At 70.8% G+C, this 20064-nt stretch carries 12 protein-coding genes; 2 read left to right on the top strand and 10 right to left on the bottom strand.

Annotated elements, in window-relative coordinates; all coding sequences use genetic code 11:
* Positions 1-22: 22 nt before the first annotated feature.
* On the top strand, positions 23-649 hold the full coding sequence (locus tag GA0070616_RS15195; RefSeq protein ID WP_139128902.1) for a hypothetical protein: 627 nt from the start codon (positions 23-25) through the stop codon (positions 647-649).
* Positions 650-699: 50 nt separating this feature from the next.
* On the opposite strand, the gene GA0070616_RS15190 is transcribed toward GA0070616_RS15195, so the two are convergent.
* Entirely contained in the window at positions 700-1173 is a 474-nt protein-coding gene (locus tag GA0070616_RS15190) for a MarR family winged helix-turn-helix transcriptional regulator (RefSeq protein WP_091082419.1), read from the bottom strand.
* An 81-nt stretch (positions 1174-1254) separates the two neighbouring features.
* Between GA0070616_RS15190 and GA0070616_RS15185 the strand changes: the two genes are divergently transcribed.
* Positions 1255-1629 (top strand): cupin domain-containing protein, encoded by a 375-nt coding sequence (locus tag GA0070616_RS15185; RefSeq protein WP_091082416.1) that lies wholly within the window; start codon positions 1255-1257, stop codon positions 1627-1629.
* Positions 1630-1687: 58 nt separating this feature from the next.
* Here GA0070616_RS15185 and GA0070616_RS15180 read toward each other — a convergent pair whose 3' ends face one another.
* The 9 genes from GA0070616_RS15180 to GA0070616_RS15140 all read right to left on the bottom strand — a co-directional run bounded on the left by GA0070616_RS15180 (position 1688) and on the right by GA0070616_RS15140 (position 19904).
* Entirely contained in the window at positions 1688-2854 is a 1167-nt protein-coding gene (locus GA0070616_RS15180) for a phosphoserine transaminase (RefSeq protein ID WP_091082413.1), read from the bottom strand.
* An 8-nt stretch (positions 2855-2862) separates the two neighbouring features.
* Positions 2863-3918 (bottom strand): TauD/TfdA family dioxygenase, encoded by a 1056-nt coding sequence (locus GA0070616_RS15175; protein WP_217628202.1) that lies wholly within the window; start codon positions 3916-3918, stop codon positions 2863-2865.
* 65 nt (positions 3919-3983) lie between these two features.
* A complete protein-coding gene (locus tag GA0070616_RS15170; RefSeq protein ID WP_217628201.1) occupies positions 3984-4895 on the bottom strand; it encodes a hypothetical protein in 912 nt (303 codons plus the stop codon).
* A gap of 17 nt (positions 4896-4912) precedes the next feature.
* On the bottom strand, positions 4913-6376 hold the full coding sequence (locus GA0070616_RS15165) for a diaminopimelate decarboxylase (protein ID WP_091082408.1): 1464 nt from the start codon (positions 6374-6376) through the stop codon (positions 4913-4915).
* An 88-nt stretch (positions 6377-6464) separates the two neighbouring features.
* The gene (locus tag GA0070616_RS15160; RefSeq protein WP_091082406.1) at positions 6465-7874 is read right to left on the bottom strand and encodes an aminotransferase; all 1410 of its coding nucleotides are present in this window, start codon (positions 7872-7874) and stop codon (positions 6465-6467) included.
* Complete coding sequence (locus GA0070616_RS15155) at positions 7864-8973, bottom strand: NAD(P)-binding domain-containing protein (RefSeq protein WP_342672303.1); 1110 nt, start codon at positions 8971-8973, stop codon at positions 7864-7866. Before GA0070616_RS15155 ends, GA0070616_RS15160 begins: the two co-directional genes overlap by 11 nt.
* A 10-nt stretch (positions 8974-8983) precedes the next feature.
* Positions 8984-10864 carry an FAD-dependent oxidoreductase gene (locus tag GA0070616_RS29160; protein ID WP_217628200.1) on the bottom strand — a complete coding sequence of 627 codons (1881 nt, stop codon included), beginning with the start codon at positions 10862-10864 and terminating at the stop codon, positions 8984-8986.
* A gap of 28 nt (positions 10865-10892) precedes the next feature.
* A complete protein-coding gene (locus GA0070616_RS15145; protein WP_139128901.1) occupies positions 10893-12005 on the bottom strand; it encodes a kinase-like protein in 1113 nt (370 codons plus the stop codon).
* A 33-nt stretch (positions 12006-12038) separates the two neighbouring features.
* Positions 12039-19904: a type I polyketide synthase gene (locus GA0070616_RS15140; protein ID WP_217628199.1), complete on the bottom strand. Its 7866-nt coding sequence runs from the start codon at positions 19902-19904 to the stop codon at positions 12039-12041.
* Positions 19905-20064: the final 160 nt, after the last annotated feature.

Here is a 20064-nt window from a genome sequence, read left to right as displayed (position 1 = left end):
CGTCGTGGCCCACCACCACATCGTGGACGACCCGAGAGACGGAGCGTTGACCGTGACGGACGAGTTGGCCCGTTCGGGTCCGCCGCACCTGGCCGGCCTCACCGAGCCGGCCCCCCGGCCGGCCAACATCTCCGAACGACACTGGAACGGACTGCTGGAGTGCGGCTGGGCGGGTCGACTGCGCACCCCGGACGGGCAGACCCGCTTCCGGCTGCGCTACCACGGCGACCGGGTCGGGGAGACGGTCACCGAAGACGACCAGGGGCGACCGGCAATGGTGTACGCGGTGCCCGAGCAGGGTGGGCCGATCCTGCTGTTCGACGCAGCGGCACACGGCTACAACGCGCTGTTCTGCGACACCTGGGACCCTGCGGAGCTCGCCGGCCGCGACGCCGACGAGTGGTACGTCGACGCCGACGAAGAGGACACCTTCGAACTGGTCGTCTGGGTCGGCTATCAGGTCGACTACGGCGACGAGGACGAGCGGCGGCACCTCGTCGACCCCGACGACCCGGAGCTGGCGGCACTGTCCGGCGGTCGCCGCATGCCCTACGCCGACGCGGCGGCGGCCGGCTTCGACGCGATCGCGGTGATCGCCACCAACTCGCGCGGGCGGGCCACCGACGTCGTCAGCGAGGAACTCGCCTGATCCGTCGCCGACCGCGACCGCGACCGGTCCGGTCCGGTTCGCCCGTGCCCCTACCAGAAGGGCCGCAGCGGGGGCACGTCGTCGCCCGCGAGGCTGCGGATCATCCGTGCGAGTTCCTCACGCAGTACGCCCAGTCCCTCGTCCTCCGAACCGGCGGCCAACCGGGACTCGATCTCGGACAGGACGCGACCCGCCGTCCGCATGTGCTCCCGGCCTTTGTCCGTGAGGACGACGAGCTTGCGGCGCCCACCCAGCGGGTACGGCCGCCGCTCGACGTAGCCTGCCCGTTCGAGGTGGTCGACGATCTGGCCGGCCGCCTGCTTGGTCACGCCGAGTTGTCTGGCCAGCTCGGTGCTGGTGGCGCCCGAACCCTGCAACAGCTGAAAGACGAGCCCGTGGATGGGGCGCAGGTCGTGGTAGCCGATCGCGTCGAGTTCGGCGACGAACTCGGTGAGGACCAGTTGGAACGCCATGCCCAGCAGGAAGGTCAACGGCGTTCGCTCGAGCGGGTCGGGGCCGGTCATGCAAAGCAGCTTGACACAGCGAGCAAGCAGGACCTTTACTGACCCGGCTGGAAGTAAAGCCACTTTACTCGGAGGTTCTCGATGTTCGTCATCAGCGAGACCGAAGCTCGTACCACGGTCACCCCCGCCGGCCGGATGTTCGGTCTCGCCGGGCCGAGCCAGGGCAGCACAGAGGTGAGCACCTGGCGGGTGGAACTGGGCGAAGACGCCGCCACTCCGGTCCACAGCATCGACTTCGAACAGGTGTGGCTGCCCCTCGCCGGCACCTTCGAGGTCACCGTGGGCGACGAGTCGAAGCTCGTGGAGGCTGGTCAGGCGCTCGTCCTGCCGGGCGGCGTCACCCGTCAGCTCAAGACCGTCGGCGGCCCGGCCCAGGCTCTCGTCGCCATGCGGGTGGGCGGTAGGGCCGTACTGCCGAACAGCGACACCAGGGTGCCGCTGCCCTGGGCGGAGTGACCCTTCGCCCGATTCCTCCCAGCGGACCACCTCGCGACCAGACGCGCGTCGGGCGGCGTCACCCCACCTCCGCCAGGGTCGACCAGAAGGCCCAGTCGATCCAGGGCAGCAGGAGTTCGATGTCGGCCGTGTCCACGGTCGGGCCTCCCCAGATCCGGATTCCGGGGGGTGCTTCCCGGTACGAACCGATGTCGTACCCGGCACCCTCCTGCTCGACCTTCGCGCACACCCGGTTGACGAAGTCCGCCCGCTGGGCACCGGTCAGTTCGTCGAAGGCGGGATGGCAGAACTTCACGCAGATGCTGGTCGACGAGATCGTTTCCGGGTCCTCGGCGAGGAAGGCCACGTGTGAACCGGACCGGACCCAGCCAGCGACCACGTCGAGGTTCCGCCGGGACCGGGCGATCATCCCGGGGAGCCCGCCGTTCTGGCGGCACCACCGCAGTGCGACGAGCGCGTCCTCCACCGCCAGCATGGACGGCGAGTTGATGGTGAAGCCGTCGAAGACCTCGTCCAGGAGTTGGCCGTCCCGACTGAGCCGGAAGATCTTCGGTAGGGGCCGGTCCGGCCGGTACACCGCGAGGCGTTCGACTGCGGCGGGGGAAAGAGCGATCATCCCGTGCCCGCCCTCCCCGCCCAGCGCCTTCTGCCACGACCAGGTGATGACGTCCAGCTTGGTGTAGTCGACCTCCATACCGAAGACCGCCGACGTCGCATCACAGATGGTCAGGCCCCGCCGGTCCGCCGGGATCCAGTCTCCTCCCGGGACGCAGACCCCCGAGGTCGTGCCGTTCCAGGTGAAGACGACGTCACGGTCGAAGTCGACGGTGCTCAGGTCGGGCAGGAGACCGTACCGGTCGGCCCGGTGGACGGTCACGTCCGGGATCCGCAGCTGCGCCACGATGTCGTGCAACCAGGTGAAGCCGAAGTTCTCCCAACAGCAGACCGCCACCCCGCGGTGGCCCACCAGGTTCCACAGCGCCGACTCGATCGCCCCGGTGTCCGAGCCGGGAACGACGGCGACCCGGTAGCCCGCCGGCAGACCGAGGATCCGGGTCGACTCCTCGATGACCTCGCGGAGCTTCTCCCGGCCGCCGGGGTGCCGGAAGGAGCGACCGACGAAGGCGTCGCCGAGTTCGTCCGGGTGCCATCCCGGCTTCTTGGCGCAGGGTCCGGACGAGAACCACGGCCGGGCGGGCCGGCGCTCGGGCTTGTCAGGTGTCATCACCAGGGCTACCGGGTGAGGCTGACGAAGTGCCGCCGGGGCCCCTCGTAGGCGAACCGGCCGTGCTGCACGACCTGGTTGTCGAGGACCAGGACGTCACCGGCCCGCATGCGCACCGCTCGGGTGGTCCGCCACAGCGTTCCCCGCAGGAACGCCACCTGCTCCCCGGTCAGCGGGGTGCCGTCACCGAAGGTGGTCGTCGCCGGGTAGTCGTCGTCCGACAGGTCACTCGGGAAGCCCGGATGCGATCGCCAGTAGGAGCTGTGCAGCTCCGTCACCTGGTTGAACCACAACGTCTCGCCCGTCTCGGGATGGGTGGCGAAGGCGGCCCGCCGGTAGTTGTAGTGCAACCGGTCGCCCTCGCCCCACCAGAAGTCGTAGTTCGACGCGGCCAGGTGGCCCTCCACCGCCTGCCTGTCGTCGGTGCCGAACGTGTCGACCCAGCCCATCTCCCCGGCGGACGACTGGCGCGGCAGGTTGCGGTGATACCTGATGCCCTTCTCCTGGAACAGCTCCCGCACCTGCTCGGGGATGAGCGTCAACGTTTCCCGGATGTCGTTGACCGGCACCTCTCCCCCCACCGTCGCCGGGCTCTCGCAGAAGAAGATCGCCCGCCGGGGATAGGTGGCGAGGTAGGCCATCTCGTTGTGGGGAGACAGCGTTATCCGGTGGTCCTCCTCGCTGGCGGCGAGCGCCACCTCCGAATCGACCCTGCGGACCGCTATTCCACCGTGGTAGGCGAGGCGGTCGTACCCCATCCCCGTCACCAACTGCTCGAAGGCGGCCCGGTCGGCGAGCGGCAGGCCGGTGAGGCGCACCCCGCCGTACCGGGGCAACAGCTCGTCCACCACCTCTCGGACCGCGGCGGCGAGGACCCGCTGCGCACCGCCACCGTCCCGCACCGCGAGCACCGGGATCATCTCGCCGGCGTCGGGCACGCTCTCCGGGAAACTGTCGTGGTCCGACCCGGCCAGGTAGGGGCGGTTGCGGACCGGGACACTGAAGGATGCTTCGGGCTCCGTCCGGGTGAAGGTCGGAGCGACCGTGCCTGGCCTAGGGTTCACTGTCATACCTCGCGTCGTCGAAATGTCCGGTGAACGGGGGGAATCACCACGGGCCGCTGGCGGTCCTACTGTTCGGGGTGCCCGCGCAGGACGCAGATCTCGTGGAACACCGGTGTGGCCGGGTCGGCGGTCAGCAGTTCCTGCGCGGTCGTCGCCGAGATCGGCCGATGACCCTCCGGGTCGGCGTAGAACTCGCACGGGACGACGTCCTCGAAACCGGTGCCCCGCATCGCGGCCTCCAGCGCCACGAAGAACGAGATCTCGGTCCGGTCGCTCTGCCGCACGATGCACGAGGCGAGCACCTCGGGCCGGTACCCGTTCACCCGAAACAGTCTGAGCAGGGATTCCCTGCCGACACGGCAGCCGAGGTTGAGGACGACCTGCGCCTGCGGCGCGTGACCCCGGACCCGGCGGAGCAGCGCCTCGATCAACCCCAGCCCGAGGCAGTTGAACGGATAGTCGTCGAAGGCCTCCCACGGATAGTAGTGGGCCAGGTGGTCGGCGGCCGGCTGCTCATTGCCGGCCTGAACCCGCAGCTGGGCGAGGCGGAACCGGGCGTACCGCGCATCCTGCGGGTTCGGCACCTGGGGCAGGCAACCGACGACGACATCGGCGGTGGCCACCCCGGCCACCGCGGCGGGCAGGTCGAGGAGACTGACCGAACCGGGAATCGGCCTGAACCGGTCCGCCAGATCGGGCTCCACCTCGGCGACGAACCTCTGCGCCAGCGCTGGCAGGCGGGGATCCAGGTCGCTGCCGAGAACCAGCGCGGCGGCGCAGTGCCGCAACATGAAGGCGACGTTCGTGCCGGTGCCCACCCCCACCTCGTAGACGCGCTTGCCCTGTAGGTCCGCCCGCTCGAGTCCGGCCTGGAACGTCAGCGTCCACGGATCGGTCGGGTCGAAGGCGAAGCTGGGAAGCGATTCCCGAAAGCCCGCCCGAGCGGGTGGCCGCGTTGACAGCATGCTGTCCGACACAGTGACCAACCTCCAGATCAGGCCGGGGCCGCCCCTTCCGGGTGCGGCCCCCGGCCCCTAGTCGATGAGTAGTACGTCCCCGCCTGTCCCCGAAGGCAGTGGTCGGAGCGCATGGAGGCCGCGTAGCCGCCGGAGTTGAGCAGTGCCACCCGGTCGCCGGGATGCAGCCGGTGAAGGTGGTGGTCCACCGCCCACACGTCGAGGGCCTCGTTGACGTTCCCGACGACGGTGTAGCGCTCGGTACCCTCGTTCCAGCGCGGCGCGACCGCCACGGGTTCACAGGGCAGGCCGTAGAACGCCGGCTCCATCGCCAGGTTGAACCCGGCATCGAGACCGGCGAAGAGGACGTCCCGGCGCCGCTCGACGTACGTCACGGTGGTCAGCAGCAGCCCGGCGTCCTTGACGAGGTAGTCCCCGGGCTCCACCGCGACGAGGAACCTGCCCGCGAACCGTTGTCCCACCAGCCGCGCCCAGCGGTCCAGGTCGAGCGGCCGGTCGGCGGGGGTGTGCGGTACGCCCAGCCCACCGCCCAGATTGACCTCGACCAGGTCGGGGATGTGTCTGGTGAACCTGTCGGCGACGTCGAGTGCCTCGGCGAACTGGTCCAGTTGCGAATCCAGGTAGCCGCAGCCGACGTGCAGGTGCAGTCGGACCACGCGCATCCCCCACCGATCGGCTACGGCCTTCGCCTCCGCCAGGTGGTCGAGGTAGATGCCGAACTTGGTCGTCGGCACACCGCTGTACGACAACCGCTCGTCGTTGCGGTAGCCGACCCCCACCGCCGGGTTGATCCGCAGGCCGATCTCCCGCCCCGGGCAGGCTCGGCCGAGGCTCTCCAGTGCCGAGACCGAGTCGACGTTGATCCGTAGCCGCCGGAAGCGCGCGAGGATGTCGATCTCCCGGGCGGACAGCGAGGTGCCGGTGAAGGAGATCTCCTCCGGCGCGTACCCGCACCCGAGTGCGTGCATCAGCTCCCCCGAGGAGCAGACGTCGACGCCGCACCGGCCCCGGGTGCGCAGGTAGGACAGGAGCGCCGGTGACCGGTTGGCCTTGATCGCGTAGTAGATCCGGTGGTCGACGCCCGCGGCTGCCAACGCGCCCGACAGCCGGTCGATGTTGTCCTCCACCCGCCCGGCCCGACAGACGTAGGTCGGCGTGCCCACCTGCGCGGCCAGTTCCTCCAGTTCGACCCCACCGAGATGGAGCCGGCCGTCGTGGTACCGCAGGTCGCCGCGCTGCCACCAGAGCGGAGCCGGGGGTGTCGCGGGGGTGTCCGGGGCCACGTACCGGACCCGGTCGGCCAGCGCCCCGAGCGAGGCCGTGACCTGGTCGCGGGTGCACTCCGCACCGAGGATCACGCGTACCGGACCGTCGTCCGTCAGTTGCGAGCTGACGGCCTGCTTGATCCGCAGGATCGTCAGTGCCGGCGTCAGCCCGTGGCAGTCGAGCGCGGTCGTGGTTGCGGGAACGGCCGTCTCCACGGGGTTCACCTCCGCCCGGTCGGGCGAGTCAGGTCGAGGGGGTTCGACGTGCCCCGGTGCCGGTCGCACCGCTGCCGGGCGGTCACCGTCAGCATCCTCGGCCCGCCCGCAGGTCCTGTTCCGCTCGCGCGAGCGCGTCGGCGAGGATGTTGACGATCCGATCGATGTCCGCTCTCGTGATGACCAGCGGAGGCGACAGGATGCAGAGGTTCTCGTAGGGCCGGACGAGCAGCCCCGCCTCCTCGCAGTAGGCATCCACCCGCTGGGCGAGTGCCTGGTTGCGAGGGGTCGGGCCCACCTCCCCGGGCACCTGGCACTCGACACAGGCCATCAGGTGATCGCCCCGCACCGCGTACACGATCGGAGACGTGCGCAGTTCCCGCAGCCGGTCGATGAAGTACGGGCCGACGTCGCGTACGTGCCCGCAGATGTCGTCGCGCTCCATCACGTCGATGTTGGCGAGGGCGGTCGCGCACGCGACCGGGTGACCCGAGTAGGTGAAACCGTTGGAGAAGACCGGCTTCGCCGGGTCGGCGCCCGCCACCAGCGAGTCGGCGATCCGATCGGAGATCAGCACCGCGCCGAGCGGCTGGTACCCCGAGGTCAGTCCCTTCGCCGTCACCAGCAGGTCCGGCACGATGCCGAACCGGACCTCGGACGCGAAGAAGTGACCCAGCCGGCCGAAACCCGAGACCACCTCGTCGGAGATGTACAGGATGTCGTACCGCCGGCACAGTTCCCGCGTCGCCTCGTGGTAGCCCGGCGGCGGGACCAGCACCCCTCCGGAGGCGAGAATCGGCTCGGCGATGAAGCAGGCGACCTTCTCCGGGCCGATCTCGGTGATGGTGCGCTTCATCCCCTCGACGAGTTCCCGCAGCCGCTGGTCCGCTGACACCGACGAGGTGTCCGGGTCGTACCCGGGGCTCGCCAGGTGGTGCACCCAGCGGCTCTCGTACTGGAACCGGGTCCGGTCCGCCTCCTTGCCGGAGAGCGAAGCCGCCAGGAACGTGCTCCCGTGGTAGGCGTCCACGCGGGACAGGACATGGCGTTTCTCCGGCATCCCGCGACTGGCGAAGTAGAGATGCGCGATCCGCACGGCCGACTCCACCGCCGTCGAGCCGCACGTGGTGAAGTGGACGCGGTTCAGGTCACCGGGTGCCAGGGCGGCGAGCGTCGCGGCCAGTTCCGTGGCCGGTGCGTTCGAGATGTCACCGAACGGCGTGAAGTAGGGCATCTTCTGGGCCTGGGCTCGCATCGCGTCCACGAGTTCGCGTCGCCCGTACCCCACCGTGACGCACCACATGCCGCCGATCGCGTCGAGATACCTCCGGCCGCTGCTGTCGACCACCTCGACGCCGTCGGCCTCGCACACGATGAGCGATTCCGGCCTGCCAAGCGCCGACAGATCCGCCCAGGGGTGCAGGACGTGACGAGCGTCGGTTGCGACGAGATCGCCCTTCCGTCCGTCGCTCCGGTTCCCGGTGACGTCAGGCAGCATTCTTCGCACCCTTCTCTCCGGCGTCGGCGACACCGGTCGCCGCACCGCGCTCGTCGAGCATCGACCGGTAGCGGTCGTGTGCCTTCGTGATCCCGCTCGCCCGGTACTCCCGCTGGTATTCCGCGAGGCTCGGGTAACCGGCGGCGGCCTCCGCCGAGAGGGCCTCGACGAAACCGCCGTCGCGGATGTCGGCGAGGATCCGGCGTCCCTTGTCCCGCACCTCCTCGCCGAGCAGCGTCCCCAGGTACCGCTGCACGCCGAACCGGCAGGTGGGTGAGCCCTGCTGCTCGATCACCTCGAACAGCCCGGTCGACGCGGCCTCGATGAGCATCTCCGCCATCTCCCCGGAGGCGTGCATGTCGAGCAGCACGGGGATCGGGTCGTAACCGGACTCGGTGAGCACCTCGAAGGAGATCCTGATCGCGTCGATCAGCATCGGGGTCAGGAACTGCTCCTGGAAGAGGTCGAGTTCCGTCTCCACGGCGTGCGACACGGGGAGCACGCCGTACCGGGTGAAGCCGACCGCCTGCGCGATCGCGAGTGATCGGCGCAACGTACGCCCCGACGGGTCCGCGATGACGTCGAGGAAGGCGAGCACCCCGCTGCCGTCGAGATACCGCTGCCGGATCGGCTTGCCGAACATCTTCGGGGCGAGCAGCGCCACGTCGACGTTCGGGGGAAGGGCGATCCGCGCGAACCGTACGGAGAAGCCGTGCGCGAAGACGAGCAGGTCACCGTCGTCGAGATGCGGCGAGATCTGCGAGTGGTAGACCTCCTGGTGGGCCTCGTCGGGAACGAGGAGCAGGATGATCGAGGCGTCCGCGACGGCGTCCGCGATCGTCCTGGTGTCGAACCCGTCCTCGATCGCGGCCTTGCGGTACTCGTCGTCGCGGTTGCCCACGAGCACCGCAACCCCGCTGTCGCGCAGGTTGACGGCGAACGCCTTGCCCTGGATCCCGTAGCCGATCACCGCGACGCGCTCGCCCTCGATGTCCTGCGGGTTGGCGTCCCTGTCGAAGTACATGGATGACCTCTTCCAGTCGGGTGGCGCAGGTACCGAGCGGCACGCCCGCCGTGGCCCGGCGGAGGTACCTGTCAGCGGCGGCTTGTCACTCCATTCCGGCCGCAGCCGCCGGGCGTAGCCGGAGGGTCGCCGGTTCGTGCTCCCGAACCCGCTGCCCGAGCACCGTGTACGTCATGTTGCGGGTGTAGACCTCCCGGAACGCCTCCCACTGCCGCCGGCGTTCGTGATCGGTCCACCGCAGCAGGCGGGCCATCTCGTCCAGGATCAGGTCCAGGACGTCGAGATCGAGTTGGCACAGGCCGTCCATGTCGAACACCACGGCGTCCCGGACGGCCCCCGTGTTCAACAGGTAGTCCTGGTAGTCGCTGGCCGCCTGGTGGGCCACGTGGTGCGCCACCTTGGCGCGGACGAAGTCCCGGTCGCCCCGCTGGTGATCGGCCCGGCCGACCGCGAAGCGCTCCTCCCCGGTGACCGCCAGGAACGGCAGTCGGTGGGTGGTCGACCGGTTGAGCCGGGCGAGGCCCCGCCGGCGCAACTCGCCGGCGATCAGGTTGCCCACCTCCCGTCCGGCCCACCTGAACTCGGTGAGCTTGACGTTGATCAGGTCGTAGACGACGCCGCCGCAGGGCCGGGTGTTGATCCGGAACATCCGGGAGATGTCCTGGACCGCGATCTGGCCACCGTCGGTGGAGGCGAGTGGTCGGATGCCGCAGAAGACGTTGAAGATGTCCCGCCGATCGATCCGCCACCGGCTGTCGACCAGGTGGTTGTACGAGTGCAGCAACTCCTCGATCTCGTCTTCCGTCGGAACGACTCGATCGGGATCCGTGTGGGCGCGGTCGGTGGTGGTGCACTGGATGTACCACATGCCGTGCTGCTGGAAGGGCCGCAGGTAGTGCTGGCGTTCGGCGTTGAGCGGCACCAGGCCCACCTGGAGGCTCGGGTTCTCGGACAGGCTCTGGTGGATGAACTGGTTCGTCGCCTCCAGGTGCGAGCCCCGGGAGTACACCACCGACTGTTTGCCGTCCGGCTGCGCGGTCCGGTTCCTCGCCTGGTCGACCCACGGACCGGCGGCGTTGGTGATGGTGCGGGCCCGCACCGACACCCGCTCCGGCAGCGTGTCGTCGGGGAAGCGCCGCACCAGCGTCACCAGGAAGTAGCCGCCCTGGTCGGGCCGCCACTCGTACCCTTCGACCTCGACGTGGCTCATCGCCCGGATCGGATGCGCACGGGTCCCCCGGTGGTAGGCGTCGCGGATCGCCTTGACGACGAGGATCTTGTCGTTGTTCGCCTTGCCGTCCCAGTAGCGGATACCGCCCAGCAGGTCGCCCTCCGCGAGATGCGGCAGTTCCCTGTCCAGTGCCCTGCGGTTGAAGAAGAGCTTGACCCGGCTGAACCGGGGGGCGAGGCTGCCCCAGGCCCACACGGTGGTGAACAGGTCGTACAACGAGATGCCGAAGAAGACGGCCCACTTCTTCTCGGGGCTGTCCGGCAGGACGAAGACGATGTTGGGGATCTCCTCCACCGTGTCCCTCGTCGTCTCGATCAGGATCTTCCGCTCCCGGGTCCCGCACCAGACCAGCTTCAGATCCAGCCACGCGCCCCGCAGGTTCTGCGCGAACGTCTGCTTGATCTTCGGGTCGCTGCGCAGCCGGAACGCCAGGAGCAGCCGGTGGAACGCCATGCGCAGGTACCGGATCCCCGGGTGGATGGCCTTGCCGGTCTTGCTCGACGTCTCGCCGCCGAACGGGCCACGGTCGACCAGGATCGCGCTGGCGTTCCCGCGCGAGGCCAGGTCCCGCAGCACCCCCGCGCCGGCCGCACCTCCCCCGATGATCAGGGTGTCGTAGAACGTGTCGCCGGATTCGGCTTCCTCGGCGACCTCGCGGAACTGACGGCCCACGTCGGACATGGCGAACGTCCGGGTGACCGGCTGGGGGTCCGCTGAACTGCCGGTCTGCGTCATGCTGCTCGACCTCCTCGTCGTACGGTCGTCACGGAGTGGTTCGAATCCCGCCACGCGCGGAAGGTGATCGAGTCGTCCGGGGGACGGGCGAGGTGGTCCGCCAGTCCCAGCTCCGCTCGATCATGTAGGTCATGAAGGCGCGGATCTGGTTCCGGCCCATGCCGCCGGGGCCCCGGCGCATCTCCATCAGACGCTGTTGCGCCTCGCGGTCGGCCACCATCTGTTCGAAGGGTGGCCAGGCGAAACTCCACAGCGCGTCCATCCGGTCGAAGACGTCGCCCCAGCTCCGGAGGTGCTCCGCGACCCGGCGCCGCAGTCCGTCCGGCACCCGCCCCGGGTCCACGTCCGTCCGGGCACCGGCGAACCACAGGTCGAACAGGAAGACGCCGACCTTCCCCCGCACCACGAAGTGCCGGTTCTCCCCGGCGGGATGGTCGTCCGTCAGCTTGTCGAAGTTGCCCATCCTGATGACGCTGCCCGGAGTGCTGTTCTCCATCTCCCGGAGGTTGCGCTTGAGCCAGTCGAGGTCGTGGGTCCCGGGAGCCGAGCGGTTCGACACCCCGGGCACGCCCGGGTCGTACCCCTGCGGGATCAGGCGTTCCCGCTCGCCCCGGCCGAGATACCAGTCGTCCCCGCTGCGGGCCACCGCCTGCCCGTCCCCGACCGGGTCGAGCAGGTGGTTCAGCACGACGGCGAGCGCGTTGGTCAGCACCGTCTTGCCCGCCCCCGGGCTTCCGTTGAAGCCGACCAGGAAGAGTCCGTCCGGCCGCCGCCTCCGCTTCTCCGCGAGGATCCACTGGCTGAACGGAAGGTACAGCCGCCACAGCTCGTCCACCGGCACGGTGGCGCTGCCGTCGGGAAAGTACGACGCCCACCACCGGGCGAACGGTCGCCCGACGGTCCGGAGCAGGCCGATCCGGTCCCGCAGGATCGAGTCCGCGGAGTCGTCGGTGTGGTCGAACGCCGCCGGCAGGGGGTCGTCCCGGGTCGCCGCCGCGAGCGTACGCAACTCGGCCCGACTGACCGGTCGACTGTCGACGATCTTCGACAGGATCGGGACCAGGTGTCGCCGGACGTCGGCGACCGTCGCGGCGTCGCTGATGGGGTCCACCCGGGGTGATATCAGGTCGTTCCGGGGCAAGGTCGCACCTCCGGGCGCAGGGGTTGTTCGCATCTAGTGCTCCGACAGCAGCGAGTGCAGGTCGCCGAGGGACTGGTCCGGTCGCGCGATGGCGGCCAGCGCGACGTCCCGGCCGAACGATCGGGCGAAGTCACTCCTTATCCGGGCGAAATCCAGCGAGTCGAGTCCGAGGTCCGCCAGCCGCTGGGAGGTGTCCCAGCGATGGACGTAGGAGCTGAGGAAGGAACGGATCTCGTCGCCGTCCGTCCCGGCCGGGTCGGGCCCACCCGGTCGCGCCAGCGGATCGGCCGGGTCCGGTCGCCCCAGCGGATCGACACCCCTGCCGGCCGGCGTCCCCGGTGCCGACGCCACGGCCGGCAGGTCGGACACCAGCGGCAGCTCGGTCCACGGGAACCGGCCCCAGTCCACGTCGCAGACGGCGAAGTTCCGACCTCCGGTGGTCCCCGGCATCAGCGCCGCGACCACGCCGCCGAACGCGCGCAGCGCCGCCCCGGACCCCAGCGGCGTCTCCCCGTTGCTCCGCGCCGTCGCCAGCGCCCTGCTGCTGCGCGCAGCCATCCCCGCGTCGCCCCAGGTTCCCCAGTTGATCGAGACGACGTCCGGACCTCCACCCCCCGCCGGCCACATCGCGCGGGCGTCGACCCACCCGTTGGCGGCGGCGTAGTTCGCCTGGCCGGCGGCACCGAACAGGGAACTCGTGGAGGAGAAGGCGACGATCCACGGCGCCCCGGCCAGACGACCCCACTCGGCCAGGTGCGCCAGTGCCAACTTGGGGGCCAGGACCGCCGGGAACCGGGAGGCGTCGAGGTTGCGCAGCATGCCGTCGTCCAGCGCGCCGGCGAGGTGGATGATGCCGGCGAGGGCACCGGTGTCGGCGGCGAGGCGTTCCACGTTCGGCGGGTACGCCAGGTCCAGCTCCAGGAACCGCACGCCCCGACGCAGATCGCCGGGGTCGCGCCGGCCGGCCACGACGAGGCGGGCAGGGGCCACCCCCTGGTCGTGGATCAACCAGTCCGTCACGACCCGGCCGATGCCGCCGGTGCCGCCGGTCACCAGGTAGCTTCCCGCGCCACCGCCGAGGATCCCGGGCGGAAGGTCCGGCAGGGCGACCGGGAGAAGCCGCTGGGCGAGCAGCATGCCGCCCCGGCAGAGCAGGTCGACCTCCCACGGGTACGCGACGACACCCCGGAGCAGTTGGTCGACCCGGTCGGACAGGTCGTCGTCGTACGCCGGGGGCAGCTCCGCGAGGTGGACCCGGTGCAGGCGCAGTCCCGGCTCCTCGTGCGCGAGCGAGCGGGTCATGCCCGCGACGAGGCCGGCGTCGTCACGGGCCGGCAGGACGACGATGAGACGTCCCCGCACCTCAGCCGCCGCGACGGACCTGAGCAGGTCGAACAGAAGTTCGCAGTGTTGGCTCGGCGTCCGGTCCGGACCCAGTCGGCAGAGCAGGGCGGCCGTGGCCTCCGGGCCGGTCAGCTTCTCCCGCAGGAACCGCAGGCACGCCGCCGGTTGCACGGCGTCGACGTCGAGCCAGGGCACCGCCTCGCCACCCGGATGTCCGGCGACGGATCCCGCCGGCACCCAGCGCAGCTCGTACGTCAGGCGGGACCGACCGGCCGCGCGGGACGTCACCCGAGGATCGAGGCGCTCCAGAAAGGCCACGATCCGGTCGAGGACGCCCTCCCGCTGACGCACCAGGAAGTCGTGCGCTCCCGGATGGACGACGGTGTCCACGATCGGACTCGTGGTCAGGGCGGCCCATCTGCCTGCCGAACCGGGCGGCGCCGAGGCGTCGGTGGCACCGCAGTGCACCTGCACCGGGCTGTCGAGAACCTCGGTGCCCCGCTGTTCCTGCCACCGGACGACGCGTTCCTCGGCCCGGGCGTCGAAGGCGAGGTCGGCATCGAGCAGGGGAAGGGTCTCCCGCCGCCACCGCTCGTCCTGGCGCAACTCGTCCGGAGCCATCAGGTACGAGTCCAGGGCCAGCTCCGGCGCGGCGGATCCGGGCAGGACCGCGGCTCGGCCGGCGACGCAGACGGCCTTGATCCGTCCTCCGCCGGCCCAGTCGGCCAGCGGGCCGATCAGCAGGTCCAGCAGCAGAGACGCGCCGAAGCTCAGGCCACAGAAGGCCACGGCGGCGGTGCCGGCATCCGCTCGCACGGCGGCAGCCAGGTCGGCCAGGACGCTCGCGTCGTCAGCGGTCGCCGGCGTCACCCTCCCGTCCGGGCTGGTGCGTCCCGGCGGGTTCACCGCCACCACGTCCAGCCACGGCGGGGCGGAGTGTGCCCAGCCACGGAACGCCGTGGTGCCTCCGCCCGCGAAGGGAAGGCAGTAGAGGCGCACCGTCGCGTCCGGCTTCTCGACGAAGCGTACGAGCGGACGCTGCTGCGGCTCGACCGCCTGCTGCGCGCTGTCGGTACGGTCGGCTGCGCCGTCCCCGTCGACGTACGCGGACGCCTCCGGCCGGACCCAGTAGCTGGTCCGCTCGAAGCTGTAGGTCGGTGGCAGGTGGTGCGTGGCGGCGGGTCGGGGCGTCGCCGGTTCGCCCTCGTGGAACGCGGCGAAGTCCACCTCCACGCCGTGGCACCACAACTCCCCGATCGTCCGCAGCAGGGCGACCTCGTCGTCCCCGGCCGGGTTCCGGGCCTCGGGCATGGTGGCCAGGGCGAGGGGGCCGCCCGAGATCCGGTGGGCGGTGCACTTCGTCGTCAGCGCGGTCAGGACGCTGTCCGGGCCGATCTCCAGGACGATCTCGGGTTCCCACCGCAGCAACGTGTCGACGCACTGCCGCCACCGCACCGGGGAGTGCACGTGCCGGCCCCAGTAGCTGCCCGGCTGGTAGTGCGGGTCGAGCCACGATCCCGTCAGGTTGCTGGCCAGCGGCACCGTCGGGGTGCGGGCCGCCAGGTCGGTCGCCACCGCGTCCAGCCGGTGCGCGACCGGCAGCATCAGCGGAGAGTGGAACGGGTGACTGACCGGAACCGGCCGGCAGGTGAAGCCCAGGTCCGGCAACTCCGTCCGGGCCGCGGACAGACCGGCGGTCGTCCCGGACAGCACCACCCGGCCCGGGGCGTTCTCGACGGCGAGCCAGAGGCCGTCGCGGTCGGCGAGCCAGTCGGCGAGCCGCTCCTCGTCCCCGACGACGCTGACCATGCCGCCGGGATCCGGCCCGCGAAGCAGTTCCTCGGTCGCCCGTGCCCGGACGGCCACGAGCGCGGCTGCCTCGTCGAGGCTCAACACACCGGCCACGGCGGCTGCGGCGTACTCTCCGATGCTGTGACCGGCGACGGCGACCGGTGTCACGCCGATCTCCATCAGGGCGCGGGCGAGCGCGTACTCCACGGCGAACAGGCCACACTGGGTCACCGTCGGCCGCCGCAGGCTCGTCTCGTCGGCGGTGAGGATCTGCGCGGCCGGGTCGCTGTCCAGGTGGGGCGCCAACCGGGCGCAGGCGGCCTCGAAGTGTCGCCGGAACCGGCCCCCGTCCGCCCGTCCCTGGTACAGCCCGCGGGCCATGCCGGCGGTCTGGGAACCCTGCCCGGAGAAGCAGAAGGCCACGGTCGCGGCGTGACCGCGACGCACCACTGCCCGGGGCGGTCGCGCCCCGAGCCGGCGGAGGTCGTCCCGTCGGGTGACAGGGTCCCCGGTCACGACCGTGCTGGCCCGCAGCGCGTGTGCCTGCCGGGACAGGTGCAGGGCCCGGCACGCCGAGCCGACCTCCTCGGCGGGCAGCGCTGCCAGGAAGCGGGCCACCGCCCCGGCGTTGCGCTGGAAGGCCCCCTCGCCCGCCGCCGAGACCGTCACCAGATGCACCGAGCGCGTGCCGCGTCGGCCGACGTCGGCCCGCGTGACCTCCGGTGCCTCCTCCAGGATCACGTGGGCGTTGGTGCCGCCGATGCCGAAGCTCGACACCCCGGCCCGTCGGGGTAGTTGGGTGGACGGATCGGCGACCAGCCAGTCGCGGTGGGTCGCCTGGACGGTGAACGGGGAACCCTCGGTGTCGACGAGGTCGACCAGCTTCGGGTTGAGGGTCTGGTAGTTCACCGTCGGCACCAGGGCCCGGTGGTGCAGACACAACACGGTCTTGATGAGGCCGGTGATGCCGGCGGCGCAGTTCGCGTGGCCGATGTTTCCCTTGACGCTGCCGATGGCGCAACTGGCGTCGGGTGAGGGGCCGCTGCCCCGGTGGCGACGGAAGGCGTCGTGCAGTCCGGCGATCTCGATGGCGTCGCCGACGTGCGTGGCGGTGGCATGGCACTCGACGTACGAGATCTGCTCGGAGTCGATGCCGGCCATGGCGATGGCGTCGGAGATGGCCTGCGCCTGCGCCCGCGCGCTCGGCGCGGTGTAGCCGGCCTTCATCTGCCCGTCGTTGGAGATGCCGAACCCGGTGAGGACCGCCCAGACGGGATCGCCGTCGGCGATGGCGTCGTCGAGGCGTTTCAGGACGACCGCGCCGATCGAGTCGCCGAAGAGGGTGCCGCTCGCCCCGGCGTCGAAGGGTCGGACCCGGCCGTCGACGCTGCCGACCAGGCCCTCCTCGTAGCGGTAGCCGAGGTTCGGGAAGTTGATGGCGGCGGCGCCCGCGATCGCCATGTCGCACTGGCCGGAGACGATGGACTGCGCGGCCTGGGCGACCGCCACCAGGGCGCTGCTACAGGCCGAGGTGACGGTGACGGCCGGACCGCCGAGATCCATCAGGTACGCGACCCGGGTGGCGATGTAGTCCTTCTCGTTGCCGATCTCGGTGAGGAACAGGCCCGCCGGATCCAGCGGGTCGGTCAGCCCGCCGCCCCGGAGATGGTGGATGAGGTAGCCGTCGATCCCGCACGCCGCGAAGACACCCGTCCGGCTCCGGTACGGGTTGTTCCGCCGGGCGTACCCCGCCTGCTCCAACGCCGACCAGGCGGTCTCGATGAAGACCCGGTGCTGCGGGTCCATCAGGAGCGCCTCACGCCGACCGATACCCCAGAACTGGGCGTCGAACATGTCCGCGTCGGCGACGAGTTGACCGGCGGAGACCCACTTCGGGTGGGCCAGGGCCGCCTCCGGGACCCCCTTGGCCCGAAGCCGGTCCGCCGGGAACGTGGTCAGCGAGTCGACCCCGTTCTTCAGGTTCTCCCAGAACTCCTCGACGGTGTCGGCCCCGGGAAAGCGTCCCGCCATGCCGACGATCGCCAACCTCGTCCGGTCGGACGGGCGCACCCGGCGGGGCGCGGCGCGGTGCGGTTCACCACCGGCCCGGCCGGTCGAGCAGTGCTCGGCCATGGCCCGCAGGGTGCTGAACTGGAAGACATCGATGACCGGGAGGGTGATGCCGAACCGCTCGGCCAGGAGCCCGGAGAGGCGGGCCGCGCTGAGCGAGTCGCCACCCACGTCGAAGAAGTTGTCGTCCGGCTCCACCGCACGCGCACCCAGCACCTCCCGCCACGCCGCGGCGAGCCGCTGCTCCATGGTGGTGAGCGTGGGTGCTGCCGTCCCGTCCGGCTGCTCGGGTGGCGGGGGCAGGGCGGACAGGTCGAGTTTGCGGGCGTCGTTGCGGCTGATCGGCAGCGCGTCCAGGCCGATGACGTGGCGCGGGCGGGCGTACTCCGGAAGCTCACGGCGTGCCCTGAGGCGGGACCGGGCCAGCACCGTCTCGGAGGGGCGCCCCCCGTCGCCGAGAAGGTACGCCAGCAGTGCCGTCGGCTGCCCGGTCCGGTCGTCGAGAACCGGCCGGACGATGGCCCGCGACACCCCCTCCTGATCGGACAGGACGGCCTCGACCGCGCGCAGCGACACCTTGAACCCACGGACCTTGACGACGTCACCACTGCGTCCGAGGATCTCGATTCCCCCACCGGGCAGGAACCGGGCCCGGTCGCCGGTGCGGTAGAAGGTCTGGTCGGCGAAGGGCGAGCCGGCCAACGCGGGTGGACACGGCACGAAGCGTTCCGCCGTCTTCGCCGGGTCGTTGAGGTAGCCGTCGGCGACTCCCGGCCCGGAGAAGTACAGCTCCCCCACACCCCCGTAGGGAACCGGCTCACCCCGGTCGTCGAGCAGCACCGCGGCGCTGCCGTCCAGGATCCGGCCGACCGGCGCCACGAGACGGGTGGGCCCGGTTCCGGCGGCCGGCGGCGGGAGAAGGTCGGCGAAGGAGACGTCCAGGCTTTCCCAGGTGCTGTAGGCGTTGACCAGCCGCAGGTCGGCGGGGAACAGGGCGGCGGCCTTCTCGACCACCCGGTTCGGCACGACCTCGCCCATCAGGAACACGATCTCCATGTGGGCCAGCCGATGCGCCAGCGAGGACGCGATCACGGGATGGTCGAGAACGCTCTCCAGCAGGGACGGGGTGACGACGATCCGGGTGATCCCGAGTTCCGCGATCGTCTCCACCAGCCGTACGGGGTCGACGATGTGGTCGTCCGGGACGACCACCGCTGCTCTGCCCCGCAGGAGCGGCCGGAGACACTCCCAGCCGAAGAAGACGTTCAGGCCGTCCCGCGACGACTCCCCGTACGGGTAGAGCCGGTAGCGCGCGTCGAAGCAGTAGAGACAGCCCCGATGGGTGTTGCGGACCGCCTTGGGGGTTCCCGAGGTCCCGCTGGTCATCGAGATCAGGGCGATGTCGTCCGGCTCGACCTCGGGAAAGACCACCGGGCTGGTGGGGCCGCCGCCGGCGGGGGCCGGCGGATGGTCGTCGAGCACGAGCACCCGGCCGGGAACCCGGTAGGCGGGGGGTAGCCGTTCGACGAACTCCTGCCGGGTGACGACGAGTCTGACTTCGGCGTTGTCGAGGAACCGGCCGAGCAACGACTCGGGCCAGTTCTTCTCCAGCAGGCATGCCGGGGTGCCGAGCCCGAAGCAGGCCAACAGGGTGACGCAGTACTCGGCGGAACGGGGCAGCAGGACGCCCACGACGTCGCCCCGGGTGACACCGTGGGCGGCCAGGTCCGCGGCGAGCGCCACGGTGCTGTCGGCGAGTTCGCGGTAGGACCACCGCCGTGGTGGGTCGACCAACGCCAGGGCGTCCGGGGTCGCGGCCACCTGGGCCTGGAACCGCGTCCAGAGACTGTGCGCCGGCTCCGGGTAGGGGTCACCGGCGATCACGACGGAGGGGGCGACGGTCGCCCGTACCCGGTCCAACTCCGCGTCGAGGCGGCGCAACAGATCGTCGCGGGAGCCGATGGTGTAGAAGTGCCCGCCGTCGAGCAGTTCCACCCGGAAGTCGGTCTCCTCGCCGAGGTGTTCGCGCCACGCCCACAACTGCTCGGGACGCACCGTCCGGTCGCCGTCGCCGCCGTAGACGACGCACGGCACGGGCAGCCGGCGGCCGGCGCGGTCGCCGGTGGAGCAGCGGTGACTCTCGTCGAGGGCGAGGTCGGCCCGCAGCGGAGGAAGGACGAGGGACAGCACCTCCTCGTCGCGCAGGAGTTCCGCCGGCACCAGTCCCCACTCCTCGACCAGGCCCACGAACTGCTCGTCCGGCAGCAGGTGCCCGGTCTGGCTCGGCGCGATGTGCGGTGCCCGGTGCGCCGAGAGGAAGAGAGCGGCCGGCGGGCGGCGGTTCTCCTCGATGAGTGTCCGGCACACCTCGAACGCCACCAGCGCCCCGAAGCTGTGGCCGAAGAAGACGAAGGGTGCCCCGTCGTCGTACCGGTCGATGAGGCGCACCAGGTCCGCCACGAGGGCCGACCAGTTCGAGTAGGGCGGGGTCTTGCGTTGGCGGCCCCGACCCGGCAGCGAGTAGGAGACGATCTCGACGTCGTCGGCCAACCCGGCCGGCCAGTCCTCGAAACTGCCACCGCCACCACCGGCGTGCGGGAAGGCGAACAGGCGCAGCGCGACGTCTTCTCGGGTGGCGATCAGAACGGGCTCGACACCGCCGGCCGGACCAGGACCTTCAGACGAGCCCAGCAACACTCACCCCCACACCCAGCACTGACCCAACGTGGCCGAATCCTCACGCTAGGCGAGGTGTCGAGCGTGGAACATCCACCAATCAGACGACTGGACATCCAGATTCCTGAATGGAACTATGCGCCTATCCCATCGCTTCGCTATCCCACCCTGCGCGCGC

Source organism: Micromonospora nigra (assembly GCF_900091585.1).
Lineage (GTDB): Bacteria > Actinomycetota > Actinomycetes > Mycobacteriales > Micromonosporaceae > Micromonospora > Micromonospora nigra.
Note: the sequence above shows the minus strand (reverse complement) of the source record. Positions and strands in the feature narration are given on the sequence as shown.